Genomic DNA, 14,799 nt, shown 5'->3' with positions numbered 1-14,799 from the left:
CTATTCAAATACGCTATTAATTAAATGACACCTTAGGTGCAGTTTGCGCACTCTGCTCGGCACTGAAATTCGGTTTTGGATCCATGCCAATGACTTTGGCTGTCATCACCTGCGGGAACTGACGTGAATAAGCATTAAAATCCTGAACTGTGGTGATATAACGGTTACGTGCCACCGCGATCCGGTTTTCCGTACCTTCTAGTTGTACCTGTAAATCACGGAACTGCTGATTTGCTTTTAAGTCAGGATAATTTTCAGATACAGCAATCAAGCGTGATAATGCACTAGTCATCTGTGCCTGAGCTTCCTGATATTTCTGGAATAAGGCCGGATCTTCCAATACTTGCTTATCAACTTTTAAGCCCGCAACATTGGCGCGTGCCTGAGTGACTTCAGTTAACACCTGCTCTTCATGTTTGGCATAGCCTTTAACGACATTGACCAGATTGGGAACCAAATCTGCACGGCGTTGATACTGGTTTTGCACTTCTGCCCAAGAAGCGGTTACAGCCTCATCCTTCACCTGTAAAGTGTTATAGCCACAGCCTGATAAGGTCAGCGTACTGGCTAGCGCCAAAGTAACAAATGTTTTTTTGATAAAATTCATTGTGCTATTCCTCAATTATTTATTTGTATTTGTTTAAATAATTTTATTGTAAACATATTTACCCTTCAGTTTTGTTTGATTTATTTAGCATTCAAACCTTTTTTACTGGGGAAAATAAAAAAGCCCGATCATCAATCGAGCTTAATCCAGAAAAATTATGATCAGCTATACGCGACTGCTGAAAATTCTTTTTGAAATTCTGGATGTAAATACTCTGTCGCCAGTCGTTGCTTCCAGTCATTCACGATATGTGTATAGTCAATTTCTGAAGGATGAAAATCGGCTTTAAAATAAGATAAATATTCAGGCAATAACTGTACGAACATTTTGCCGATTAAATAGAGCCCTAAAAGATTACCCGTCACTTTAGGGATACTTTTTTTCTTGTCCTGCCAAAATAACCGAGTGGCTGAATAGAAGGTCAAGCTGGCAAAACCAGTGGTGACACTGCGCATAATCATGCGACGCACTTTATCGTCCCCATATACCTGCTGATACACGTCAAAAGCGACAGCGCGATGTTCAATTTCCTCAATTGCATGCCAGACCCAGAGCTTAATTGTATCTTCATCCAAGCTTGCCAAGATTTCAGGATGCCGCAAAATATAGCCACCTAATAATGCGGTGAAATGCTCAAAGGCACAGGTAATTGCCAGCTGGATTTTTGGATGAAGGCCTTTTACATCACTGTTTTTACGCTCCAGCCAAGCCTGAAAACGATCCAGATGATAATCATCACGACGCCAGGCAGTATTAAACTCTGCATGGGCTTTGGAATGCATGGCTTCCTGTCCAATAAAAGCCGCGATTTGTGCCTGAAGGTTTTTATCTTTCACTTGATCACGCACATTACGCACGCTATGGACAAAGAACTGCTCTCCAATCGGAAAAGTGGAAGATAAAGCCGTTAGTAAATGCGACATGATCGGTGAATTGGCAAAGTAATGTCGACGAATCGCGTGAGGATTAAATTGCGGTTTACGTACTGTCATCCCGCTAACTTTTGGACGATTTTGATATGATTTTTCTGCCGTCACTTGGGTCATCTGAGTATCTCTTAGCTAGAATACAGAAACTCAGTATGTGCAGGAATTCACACTTCACATATGGCAAAAATGCTTAGCCCATTTGCAAAATCGGCCATTTTTATAACTGATTGAGTCCTAGAACCCTATATTTATCAGCAGATACAGAAATCATGTCATTTCAGGCAATGCATCAAGAGCAATAAAAAACCCGCCGAAGCGGGTTTTTTATCATGTTTAATTAGAGATTAAACATCAAGGTAATCGAGAATACCTTCAGCAGCCTGACGGCCTTCCCAGATTGCAGTCACGACCAGGTCAGAACCACGCACCATATCGCCGCCAGCAAAGATTTTAGGATTCGACGTCTGGAACTTGAATTCTTGCTGTTCAGCGGCAACTACTCGGCCAGAACCATCCAGATTGATTTCTACATCGGTGAACCAATCTGCTGGACTGGTACGGAAACCAAAGGCAAGAAGTACCGCATCTGCAGGTAAAATTTCTTCAGAACCCGGTACAGGTTCAGGACTGCGACGGCCACGGCTATCAGGCTGACCCAATTGCGTAGTCACGAATTTAACCCCAGTCACTTTGCCATTTTCACCGACAATTTCGATAGGTTGACGGTTAAATTGGAATTCCACCCCTTCTTCACGCGCATTTTTCACTTCGCGACGTGAACCCGGCATGTTTTCTTCATCACGACGGTAAGCACAGACCACTGAGTCAGCACCTTGACGGATTGAAGTACGGTTACAGTCCATCGCTGTATCACCACCGCCAAGCACAATCACTTTTTTGCCTTCAACGCTGATGTATTCAGATGGATCTTTTTCCCAACCTTGGGTACGGTTCACATTGGCAATCAGGAAATCAAGCGCGTCGACAACCCCATCCAAATCTTCACCTGCGAAGCCGCCTTTCATGTAAGTATAGGTTCCCATACCCATGAATACGGCATCATAATCTGCAAGAAGCTGATCAATGGTGATATCTGTACCAATTTCAGTATTTAAACGGAATTCAACGCCCATACCCGCAAAAATTTCACGGCGACGTTTCATCACGTCTTTTTCCATCTTGAATTCTGGAATACCAAAAGTCAGTAGACCACCAATTTCAGGACGTTTATCAAAGACAACCGGTTTTACACCATTACGCACCAGAATATCCGCACAGCCTAAACCCGCAGGACCTGCACCAATAATCGCAACTTTTTTATCTGTCCACTTGACGTGTGACATGTCTGGACGCCAGCCCAAAGCAAAAGCGGTATCGTTAATGTATTTTTCAGCATTACCAATCGTTACTGCACCGAAACCATCATTCAGGGTACATGCCCCTTCACATAAACGGTCTTGCGGACACACACGACCACAGACTTCTGGCAGTGTATTGGTTTGGTGGCACAGTTCAGCCGCCTGGAAAATGCGACCTTCAGCAATTAACTTTAACCAGTTTGGAATGTAGTTATGTACCGGACATTTCCATTCACAATACGGGTTACCACAGCCTAAACAGCGATGCGTCTGGTTTGCCGCAATTTCCGCTGTAAAAGGTTTATAAATTTCCACAAACTCTGCTTTGCGGACAGTTAGATCTTTTTTCTCTGGATCTTGGCGTGCGACATCCAGGAATTGAAAGTCATTGTTTAGGCGCTCTGCCATGTCTCTCTCCGTGGGTAGGTGCAGTCGGTGTTTATCCGCTACACCTGCCTATATATCTGCAAGTAGTGGAATTATTGTGGATCAGCTTTGGTTGTTTTCAAAAGCGTTTGCAAATTAGCAGCTTTTGGTTTTACAAGCCAGAATTTACGGCTGTAATAATCAAACTCATTGCGGATCTTGTACGCCCAAGCACTACCTGTCTCAGCAATATGTTCATCCAAGATGCGAAGCAAGAATTCTTGATGTTCTTCCATCGCCTCTGTAGAAATACGGTTTAACTCGATCAGCTCGTGGTTGTAATGGTCAACGAAGTCGTTATCCAGATCAAGTACATAAGCAAAACCACCCGTCATACCTGCACCGAAGTTATGACCTACTTTACCCAGTACAGTCACAATACCACCAGTCATGTATTCACAGCAGTGGTCGCCCGCGCCTTCAATCACAGCGAATGCACCCGAGTTACGTACTGCGAAACGCTCACCAGCGGTCCCCGCGGCAAACAGTTTACCGCCAGTTGCGCCGTATAGGCAGGTATTACCAATGATTGCTGTTTCCTGAGTCTGGAACGGCGAACCTTTCGGTGGGAAGATCGACACGCGACCGCCTGCCATACCTTTACCTACGTAATCGTTGGCATCACCTTCAAGTTTAATATGCAAACCGCCAGCGTTCCATACACCTAAAGACTGACCTGCAGTACCGGTTAAATTGACTTTAACAGGATGCGCTTCCATGCTGAGGTTGCCATAGCGACGTGCAATTTCACCGGAAATACGCGCACCAATCGAACGGTCACAGTTACCAATCGTGAAATAATATTCGCCGCTGATACCGGCTTCAATTGCTGGCAGCATTTCTGCCACCATCTTCTCAGCCAAGATACCTTTATCGAACGGTGCATTACCTTCAACCTGGCAATATTGCGCCTTACCTTCAGCTGACGGATGTGACTCAAGCAATGCACTCAAGTCCAAGTGAGCATGTTTATCCGTTTCACCTGGCAACATTTCAAGCAAGTCAGTACGGCCAATCAAGTCTTTCAGGCTTGCAACACCGAGTGCTGCCAACCATTCACGGGTTTCTTCCGCAATGAAGTGGAAGAAGTTGATCAGCATTTCAGGTTCACCAATATAGTGTTCCTGACGTAAATGATCCTGCTGAGTCGCAACACCGGTTGCACAGTTGTTCAAGTGACAGATACGCAGGTATTTACAACCCAGCGCGATCATTGGCGTTGAACCAAAACCAAAGCTTTCCGCACCCAGAATCGCAGCTTTAACTACATCCAGACCAGTTTTCAAGCCACCATCGGTTTGTACGCGAACTTTGCCACGCAGGTCATTCACACGAAGTGCCTGATGCGCCTCGCTTAGACCTAATTCCCATGGCGAACCTGCATGGTGAATTGAAGACAATGGAGAAGCTGCAGTACCACCGTCATAACCAGAAATGGTAATGAAATCGGCATAAGCTTTTGCTACACCAGCAGCAATTGTCCCTACACCTGGTTCAGATACCAGTTTCACAGAAACCATTGCTTGAGGATTGACCTGTTTCAAGTCAAAAATCAATTGTGACAAATCTTCAATTGAGTAGATGTCATGGTGCGGTGGAGGTGAAATTAGGGTCACACCTGGAACGGAATAACGCAAACGTGCAATTAAACCGTTTACTTTACCGCCTGGTAATTGACCACCTTCACCCGGTTTTGCACCTTGTGCAACTTTAATCTGTAGTACTTCAGCAGAAGTCAGGTACGCAGGGGTTACACCAAAACGACCAGAAGCAATCTGTTTGATTTTCGAGTTACGGATGGTGCCATAACGCGCTGGATCTTCACCGCCCTCACCAGAGTTTGAACGACCACCAATAGTGTTCATGGCAATGGCAATCGCTTCATGTGCTTCAGGAGACAAGGCACCCAAAGACATCCCGGCAGAGTCAAAACGTGGCAGAATCTCTTCAACCGTTTCTACTTGATCAAGTGGAATCGAGTTATCAGTTTTAAGCTTCAACAAGTCACGAATGGTTGCTACCGGACGGTTATTGACCAGTTCCGCATATTCTTTAAAGTCAGCGTATTGACCGGAACGAACCGATTTATGCAGCGCATTGATCACGTCCGGGTTAAAGGCATGATATTCCTTGTCGAATACGAATTTCAGCATACCGCCCTGATCAATTGGCTTACGTGATTTCCACGCCAATGACGCCAGTTTTTTCAGATCATTTTCAAGATCGGCAAAAGTTGCGCCTTTAATACGGCTTGGTACACCAGTGAAGCATTTATCAACCACTTCAGTAGATAGACCAACCGCTTCAAATAGCTGACCACCACGGTAAGAAGCAACAGTCGAGATACCCATTTTCGAAAGGACTTTTAATAAGCCTTTCTCAATCCCTTTACGGAAGTTCGCTTGGGCATGAATTGGGTCACCTAACAATTCACCTTTGGCAATCAGGTCATTGATGACATCATAAGCCAGGTAAGGATAAATCGCAGTTGCACCAAAGCCCAAGATTACTGCAAATTGATGCGGATCACGCGCAAGACCGGTTTCAACGATAATGTTGGCATCGGTACGCAAACCGACACTGATTAAATGGTGATGTACCGCACCTGTTGCCATGAGCGAATTGGCAGGCAAGAAACCTTGACGGATTTTTTTATCCGAAAGTACAAGTAAGGTTTTGCCATCACGAATCGCTTGAGCAGCCTCGATACAAATACGTGCAATTGCAGCTTCTAAACCTTCATCTTCAGCATAGTTCAAGTCGATGTCTGCAATTTCGTAGCCTTTACGACCCAGAGTACGAATTTGATGCATTTTCGAATTTGAAAGCACTGGGCTGGAGATGATCAAACGGTCTGCATGTTCAGGACCTTGTTCAAATACATTCTGCTCACGACCCAGACAAGTCTCTAAAGACATCACGATCGATTCACGTAATGGATCGATTGGTGGGTTGGTGACCTGCGCAAACTGTTGACGGAAGTAATCTGATACATGGCGCACTTGGCGAGACAATACCGCCATTGGCGTATCATCACCCATTGAACCTACCGCTTCCTGACCGCTTTCTGCGATTGGACGAAGCAACTGGTCACGCTCTTCAAAGGTCACCATGAACATTTTTTGTGAGGCTTTTAGCTCGTCGCCTTTTAAGCCTTGATCACATAAATATTCTTCCAGTTCTGGGCTGCCTTGTACACGTACAGAATTTTCACGCAACCATTCACGGTAAGGACGCATTTTTTTCAAATGGTTGCTGACATCTTTGGTGTCGAGCATTTTACCGGTGAAAGTATCAATGACCAGAATCTGACCCGGACCTACACGACCCTTAGAAATCACGTCTTCAGGTTCATAGCCCCACACACCAATTTCTGATGCCAGTGTGATGTAACCATTTTTGGTAATCACCCAGCGTGCTGGACGCAAGCCATTACGATCCAGCATACAGATCGCATGACGACCATCTTGAATTACCAATCCAGCCGGACCATCCCAGGCTTCCATGTGTTTAGAGTTGAATTCATAGAATGCACGCAGATCAGCATCTAAAGTTTCAACGTTTTGCCAAGCAGGTGGAACCAGCATACGAAGGGCACGGAACAAGTCCATACCACCACCGACAAGAATCTCAAGCATGTTATCCAAGCTTGAAGAGTCTGAACCGGTACGGTTTACGATCGGGTTAAGATCAGTTAAACCTGGTAATAACGGATTTTCGAATTTTGGTGTACGTGCCATTGCCCAGTTACGGTTTGCGGTAATGGTGTTGATTTCACCATTATGCGCCAAGTAACGGAACGGCTGTGCCAATGGCCAACGCGGTAATGTGTTGGTCGAGAAACGTTGGTGGAACACTACAATATGAGATTCCAGGCGTTCATCTGCCAAATCTGTGTAAAAGTCAGCAATCGCTTCAGGCATCATCAAGCCTTTATAGCTAATCACTGTAGAACACAAAGTCGTCACGTAGAATGAAGGATCATTGCTTAACTGTTGTTCTGCACGACGACGTGCCAAGAATAATTTACGGTTAAACTCAACTTCAGTCACACCCATCGGGCAGTTGACAATAATCTGTTCGAATGCAGGTAGAGACTGCATTGCAATTTCACCCAGCGCATCATTATTGGTTGGAACAACACGCCAAGCTAAAACTTTAAGACCTTCAGATTCAATTTCTTTGGCCAGCACATTTTTAGAATGCGCAGCAATTGCTGGATCTAGATTTAAAAATACCGTACCGACAGCAAAAATTTCACTTAGAGTGATATCACTGAGTTTTCTTGCTTCTTCACGGAAGAATTTTTTCGGCATTGCCAAAAGCAGACCACAACCATCCCCTGTCTTACCATCTGCGGCAATACCACCACGGTGTGTCATGCAGCTAAGGCTGTGCATAGCGGTCTTGACGAGATCATGGCTTGCATCACCCTGCATATGGGCGATTAAACCGAAACCACAGTTATCTTTAAACTCATCCGGTTGGTATAAACCTTGAGCGGGAGCTACAGTATTAGGCGATGGCATGTGCATAGCGTACCCTTCTTTCAACATGGCCCATAAAGCGGGCATCTAACAATCAAATATCTTCTTTGCGATTTAGTCCAATTTACTCACATCAAGATCAACATTGAGCAAAACTTCTTCATCCTGTCTAAGATAGTCTGATTTTAATCTTTTTACATGGATGAATTGCAAAAAATATTTTGCTTCGTTTACGCACTCTTTTAAAGCAGGTAAATTTGACAATTTCGCACAATCATTGAATCTTTTCGCGCCAAAACAGGGACATTAACTCAATTCATGCACCAATAAAGCAAAAATTATGCCAAACCAGAAATTAAAGTGCTAAATGTTTTAAATATAGAAACATTAAAATTTCATCAACTTTAGAATAATTTTCAACAAACATATTTCGCACTATATTTGTGCATATCAATAATTTTATAACTCAAATTGCTCTATTTTAGAACTATATTTTTAATTAAATGGGTCACTAATTTCTTTTTCCGGAAACTTGTTTTCGCTTTGTTTCGGTGCATTCTCTACACCTGAATGGGACTGTTGAACATCTACCACATTGCCCTGCTCATCACGTCGCGTTACTGTCGTTGTCGTGGTTGCATTTTTAGCATCAGTCTCAGCCACAGTTGGCTTAGGCTTCGGTAAAGACAACAAGCTTTCATCCACTTTGGGTAATGGCACAGATTTCAGATTGACGGCATACAGCTTATGATTAGTGCCCATTTCGTCTGCACCCATGTCATTGACTAAAGAGACATAGTTTTTGATATCCTGCACCTTAGGCTGAACAGATTTTGGAAATTGCAACGGCAATTGCTCTAATACACGTTGAGCTTCATCTTTATTTCGATAAATACCATAAAGAAGTACATATTGTTCAATCTCATCCTCACCACTCAGGCGGATATAAAAAAAGTTCTTGCGATCAGATTGTTTTTTTAAGAAGCTTCGAATCACGTCATCTTTAGTTGTGCGAAATAATTCGATGCTGCTCGCATTCTTATTTTCATTAATAAATTTGCTACCACGAAATTCAGGTTCATAACTTCCTGTAGTCACCACCCGTGTGGTCATTTGCAAAGGACGCACCTCTTCCTGAAGTGCACCCAACAGGCTAGTTGCAGCTACTTTTTCAGGTTGAATTTGCAGTTCAGATGCCGTTTCCGCAGATTTCTCTACCTCGACCAAAGCATCATTGTCAGTAATCGCCCAAAAAACAAGTGCTGCAAATAGACACACCAATCCACACGCCAGCCAGATATAGTTTTGGATACGTTGCCATTGTGTACGGAGGGTTGCCATGACTTATGCCTTTTCTTGATTCGCTAAAATCGCCTGTTTCATTAATTCCACATCAAATTCTTTAGTGATAATTGCCTGTCCGAGTGACTTCATCAGCACCAGACGCAATTGACCATCCAGCACTTTTTTATCATGCGCCATATAAGCAAGAAATTCATCCAGTGGAATAGCTGGGCATTTTACTGGCAAATGAGCACGTTGAATGATTTTTTTTGTACGTTCTAAATCTTCGAGTGAAATCCAGCCCATACGTTGTGATAAATCAGCCGCCATCACCATACCGGTAGCCACAGCTTCTCCATGCAGCCACACGCCATAACCCAAATAGGATTCAATTGCATGACCAAAAGTATGACCTAAATTCAGTAAGGCACGCTCACCTTGTTCTTTTTCATCATTGGCGACAATGCGTGCTTTATGGGCACAAGAACGATATACCGCTTCGGCCAGTAATTTCGCATCTCGTGCAACCAGACCATCCATATTTCGTTCAAGCCAGACTAGAAAATCCCGATCTCCGAGCAAGGCATATTTAATCACTTCTGCCAGACCCGCAGATAACTCACGGTCTGGTAAGGTCGAGAGCTGCGACATATCAGCAAGTACAACTTGAGGTTGCTGAAAGGCCCCGATCATGTTTTTACCAAGTGGGTGATTAATCCCGGTTTTTCCGCCCACACTGGAATCGACTTGCGAGAGTAGTGTTGTGGGTACTTGAATAAAATAAACACCGCGCTGGAAACAAGCAGATGCAAAGCCAGCCATATCCCCAATTACACCACCGCCTAATGCGAGTACTGTGGCATCACGGTTAAATCCGGCTTGCAACAAGGCATCAAAAATCAAATTTAGATGCTCAATATTTTTATATTGTTCACCATCAGGCAAAATACATGTTGCGACCGTTTTTCCCAATCCTTCAATTGCACTGACGTAATGCTCCAGATATAAAGGCGCAACCGTGGTATTGGTTACCACCATAACCTGCTTTCCGTGGATATACGGCTCAAGTAATGATTGAGGATCTAAATCACTGCCAATAAAAATAGGATAGCGGCGATCGCCGAGTTCAACATGTAAAGTTTGCATGAAATTAAAACCGTTAATTAGACTAGCTTTGCTTCTTGAGAAACAATCATATGTAAGATTTTTTGCGCTAAATCGCGAGCAGCGCCCTGATTTGTTTCAATAATATAATCTGCAATTTCACGATATAAGGGATCACGAATAGCCAATAAATCACGTAACTTTTGTTCAGGATTTTCAACTTGCAGTAAAGGACGGTTTTTATCCCGATAAGTGCGCTGTAATTGAATTTCGACAGGAGTATAAAGATAAACAACGATTCCGCGTTGTTTTAAGAATTCGCGATTAGGTAACTGGGTCACTGCCCCGCCACCGGTGGCAACAACCAAGTGTGAGCGAGCAGTAAGCTCATCGATCACCATGGTTTCACGGTTACGAAATCCCTTTTCACCTTCTTTTTCAAAAATCCAAGGAATTGTCGCACCTGTTTTACGCTCAATTTCCTGATCACTATCAAGAAACTCCCGTCCCAACAGTTCCGCTAAATGACGACCAACAGTTGTTTTCCCAGCCCCCATTGGCCCTACCAAATAGACATTTGGTAGGGTTTCAAACTCATTGCTTGGCAAGGAGTCACCTATTTATTTTGTTAAATTCAAAATATATTAATGATTTCTTGAAACACTGTCATTAACAATTCGTGGTGTAACAAAAATCAATAGTTCACTCTTGTTATCTGATTTCACATCTTTACGGAACAAACGCCCTAAATATGGAATATCCCCTAAGAACGGTACTTTGGTTTGCTGGTTAATAGTTTGCTGTTCAAAAATACCACCTAGGACAACCGTCTCGCCATTATCTACCAATACATTAGTATTGATTTCATTTTTGTTAATGGTGTACTGTCCTGTTGGTGTTGCTCCACCTATAGAGTCATTTTTGATTTGCAAGTTCATTTGAACCTTGCCTTCAGGAGTGATACTCGGCGTAACATCCAAACTTAGAGTTGCATCAATAAATTCTGTTTTCGAAACAGCATTTGCTCCACCACCTTCAGCTGACTGATATGGAATCTGCGTTCCTGAAGCCACTTTTGCCTGTTGTTTATCTGCAGTTAATACTTTTGGTGTTGAAATCACTTCACCATAGCCATCTGCTTGCAGTGCAGACAACTCAAGATCTAACATAAAATCAGATAAGCTAATTAAACCAAACGCAATACGACTCGCTCCTGTCGCTGTCACACCCAAATCTACATTTAAGTTATCTGGTCTTTGAATGGTATATTTACCACTATCATCTGGTTCTTTTAAATCCCATAAAGTTTGATCACTACCACCAATTAACAAATCATTATTTTGATTAATGCCTTGTGACAGAATGCCCCATTTCACACCCATTTGCTTACTAAACTCAGTAGATGCGCGGACAATACGTGCCTCCACCATGACTTGTTTCACAGGAATATCGAGCAAATCGACCATTTTGCGGACTTTATCGATATTTTGAGCTGTATCATTAATAATCAGTGTATTAGTACGAGCATCTACAGATACTGTTCCTCGTGGACTTAATAACGTTTCACCCGAATTATTATTACCACTACTATTGCCAGAATTACCGTTACTCGAAGATTTTGTCTGGGTAATCAGTTTTTCAATATCAGCAACCTTTGCATAACTTAATTGAATATATTCGGTTTGTATTGGCGCTAACTTTACACTTTGCTCTATCGCCTTAGCTTGCTCTTCTTCAGCTTTAATTAACTCTGATACCGGGGCAATCCAGATCACATTACCATTACGGCGCTTATCCAGGTTTTTGGTTTTTAAAATAATATCTAAGGCCTGATCCCACGGTACATCTTTTAAACGCAGGGTAATATTGCCCTGAACGCTGTCCGCAGTCACCATATTGATACCGGTGAAATCTGCCAGTAATTGCAGTACACGACGTACTTCAATATCCTGGAAATCTAAAGAAATCTTTTTACCAGTATATGCATTTGCTGCTTTAGGTTTTAATGGATTCTTATCTTCAGGTCGTTTTAAGCTGATAGTCAATTTGTTATCAGTCTGATAAGCCATATATTCATAGCTACCAGAAGTCTGAATGGTAATCACGCCATTACCACCGTCATTTGTAGCATCGACCGTGGATACTGGCGTTGCGAAATCATTGACATTTAAACGACGTGCCAAATGTGCAGGAACTTTGTTACCCAGAGTTCGTACCACCACTTTGCTACCTTGTTGCTGCACATCTACCGGAGTATTACTACCTAATAAATCAACAACAATTTGTCCTTCACCCTGGCTGCCGCGCTGAAAACCAATATTGGAAATACCTTGCGCAGTTTTTTGGGCAACAACTGGCTGAGATGCAAACGTGTTCGCAGCAGCAGAATTAATTTTTAAAATAAAAGTATTGCCTTCGATGCGCGTAGTAAAAGCACCCGCATCAGCCAAATTCACAGTTAAACGTGAACGTTGGGCATCTGAACTCACATCAATTGAAGTTGCCTCTTTAGTGGCAACAGGAATGCTATTTTGTTGTAAGTTTTGTTGTGCTTTATCAAAATCAAGAATTAAACGTGATGGCTGCTCAAGTTGGTAAGCCTGAGGCTGCGGCGGCAAACCATTAAACATGACACGAATTTCTGTGCCCTGACCTGCAATCTGCATTGGCACAATATTGGTCATACTCACTTGTGCATTTGCAACCTGCATAATCGCGATCGCAACAGCACCCATAGAAAATTGACGGAACAAATGGTTCATTGTATTGCCATCCCCAAATATAAAATCTTTAAAACTATTATTCATTTTTATTCCTTTTAAACTTAAGGCGCTGGTCCAAGCAATACCAGACTTCTTGGACGTTCCACGTATCCTTCTCGCCCATCTGGAATAATTTCCACCAGATCAATCTGCGTCGGCGTAATATTGATTACACGACCATGATTCATCCCCATATAACTGCCGCGCTGTATCCGCTCTATTTCACCATCTGGAGTCTGAATTAAGGCCAAGATCTGTCCGGACTGGCTACGCATACTTCCTTTCATATTCAAAGATTCAATTGCATAACTTTCTAAAGGTTGCAGTTGGCGTGATAAATTAGGATAGACCCGTTTTCCTGACATAATTTTCAATTCAGCAGCCAGAGAACTCGGTAAAAATGGACTTTTAAGCTGATGTGCCGAATAATTAAAGGTCGGTACAGGTGGAAAAACTGGTGCAGGTTCAATTGGTAACGGGGCTTGATTACGAATACTAGCCATTTGTTCATTCACGGCATCAATACGCGAATCACAACCCACCAGCAATACACCCAGCATCAGACTTAGAGAGATTTTTTGTATTTTCATTACTGCGTCCCTCCAGCTGTAGCAGGTGAGCCAGCATCTGCAGTTTGCGTTTCTGTCGCTTGAGCATCCGCAACTCCAATATAACGATATGTTTTAGCTTTAACGTTATAATTCACTTGAGGAATATCAGATTTTTTCTCTTTATTTTCAGATGCTGTAATTTCAAAATCATGCAAAGTCACAATACGTGGCAATGCAGCAATTCCGCTTACAAAAGAACCGAAGGCGTGATAATCACCGGTCGCTTCAATCGCAATGGGTTGTTCAATAAAGAATTCTTGCTTAATTTCACTTTCTAAACGGATATTTTTGAATTTCAAACCAGAATTCACACCCGTCACGTTGATATCTTCAACCAAACCTGGAATTTCAGTTTCTTTCGGCAGTTGCTCTAGTTGCTGATTAAAATTCGCTTCCATTTCTTGTAACTGCGCTTGTAACAACTGCAAATTACGAAGTTTGGAATCTTTTTCACGAAATTCATTGAGCAAGTTTTGCTCTTGAGCAGAAGCATTGGAAATATCTTCCAACTTACCTTTAATGGTTAAAAAATAACCTAGAATGCCGATTGCCAGCACAATCGCAATCCAACAGGTGATTTTGACGGATAATGGCCAACTTCCATAGTTATTCATATCCAAAGTGTTGAACTGCTGGAGGAACTTATCCAGTGTCATTTTCTTTTTAGGAACCACAGCTTCATTTGGATTTAATTCATCAAGTTCATCGAGACTCATTTTGCTGCCTCCACGGTTGAATTCGCTGTATTAGATTGTGCTTGTTGTTGTGCTTCTGGTGCAGCAGGTTGTGCGATTTCATCTAAGTCAGCAGTGACTACAAATGAACCATAGCCTTCTTCAATACGCGGAACCACTGAACTTGGTGCTTTATCTTTTTGTTCTTCAACCGCTAAAAAAGAATTCATAAAAGCGTTACGATACCAGGCAGAGGATTCCAAATTACGCAAAAATTCCGCCACTGTATTTGGACTTTCAGCTTTGCCTTCAATGGTGAATTTGTCGCCAGTACGAACAAATTTAGTGATATACAAATTACCAGGCGTAACCCGAACCAATTCATCAATCAAACGCACTGCAATCGGACGTTGTCCTTGTAAACCTTGAATCAGCTTCATACGCTCAACAATGGCATTACGCTGTGCTTCCAGACCTTCCAAAGATTTTAATTGCACATCCAGATTTTGGTTGGTACTGGTAATCAACTGATTGGCTTGTTCTTGATCTTCAAGTTT

General features: G+C 42.7%; 11 protein-coding genes. All 11 read right to left on the bottom strand.

Going from position 1 to position 14,799, the window contains the following annotated elements; genetic code table 11:
* Nucleotides 1-16: 16 nt before the first annotated feature.
* Nucleotides 17-607, bottom strand: a complete 591-nt coding sequence (locus B4C48_RS07080; protein ID WP_291354948.1) for a LemA family protein — start codon at nucleotides 605-607, stop codon at nucleotides 17-19.
* 161 nt (nucleotides 608-768) lie between these two features.
* Nucleotides 769-1,653, bottom strand: a complete 885-nt coding sequence (locus B4C48_RS07075; RefSeq protein WP_291354946.1) for a metal-dependent hydrolase — start codon at nucleotides 1,651-1,653, stop codon at nucleotides 769-771.
* A 227-nt stretch (nucleotides 1,654-1,880) separates the two neighbouring features.
* A complete protein-coding gene (locus B4C48_RS07070; protein ID WP_291354944.1) occupies nucleotides 1,881-3,302 on the bottom strand; it encodes an FAD-dependent oxidoreductase in 1,422 nt (473 codons plus the stop codon).
* A 71-nt stretch (nucleotides 3,303-3,373) separates the two neighbouring features.
* A complete protein-coding gene (gene gltB, locus B4C48_RS07065) occupies nucleotides 3,374-7,849 on the bottom strand; it encodes a glutamate synthase large subunit (RefSeq protein WP_291355256.1) in 4,476 nt (1,491 codons plus the stop codon).
* Between the two features lie 453 nt (nucleotides 7,850-8,302).
* The gene (locus B4C48_RS07060; RefSeq protein ID WP_291354942.1) at nucleotides 8,303-9,148 is read right to left on the bottom strand and encodes a hypothetical protein; all 846 of its coding nucleotides are present in this window, start codon (nucleotides 9,146-9,148) and stop codon (nucleotides 8,303-8,305) included.
* Between the two features lie 3 nt (nucleotides 9,149-9,151).
* Nucleotides 9,152-10,237: a 3-dehydroquinate synthase gene (gene aroB, locus B4C48_RS07055; RefSeq protein ID WP_291354940.1), complete on the bottom strand. Its 1,086-nt coding sequence runs from the start codon at nucleotides 10,235-10,237 to the stop codon at nucleotides 9,152-9,154.
* Between the two features lie 17 nt (nucleotides 10,238-10,254).
* Entirely contained in the window at nucleotides 10,255-10,803 is a 549-nt protein-coding gene (gene aroK, locus B4C48_RS07050) for a shikimate kinase AroK (RefSeq protein ID WP_291354938.1), read from the bottom strand.
* A gap of 36 nt (nucleotides 10,804-10,839) precedes the next feature.
* A complete protein-coding gene (pilQ, locus tag B4C48_RS07045) occupies nucleotides 10,840-12,957 on the bottom strand; it encodes a type IV pilus secretin PilQ family protein (protein WP_291355254.1) in 2,118 nt (705 codons plus the stop codon).
* A 62-nt stretch (nucleotides 12,958-13,019) separates the two neighbouring features.
* Nucleotides 13,020-13,547: a pilus assembly protein PilP gene (locus tag B4C48_RS07040; RefSeq protein WP_291354936.1), complete on the bottom strand. Its 528-nt coding sequence runs from the start codon at nucleotides 13,545-13,547 to the stop codon at nucleotides 13,020-13,022.
* Nucleotides 13,547-14,284 (bottom strand): type 4a pilus biogenesis protein PilO, encoded by a 738-nt coding sequence (locus tag B4C48_RS07035; RefSeq protein WP_291354934.1) that lies wholly within the window; start codon nucleotides 14,282-14,284, stop codon nucleotides 13,547-13,549. Before B4C48_RS07035 ends, B4C48_RS07040 begins: the two co-directional genes overlap by 1 nt.
* A partial coding sequence (locus B4C48_RS07030; RefSeq protein WP_291354932.1) for a PilN domain-containing protein occupies nucleotides 14,281-14,799 on the bottom strand: 519 nt, incomplete at its 5' end. The genes B4C48_RS07035 and B4C48_RS07030, both read right to left, overlap by 4 nt.

It is taken from the genome of Acinetobacter sp. UBA3106 (assembly GCA_002365595.1).
Lineage (GTDB): Bacteria > Pseudomonadota > Gammaproteobacteria > Pseudomonadales > Moraxellaceae > Acinetobacter.
This window is presented reverse-complemented; position numbering and strand designations above follow the sequence as displayed.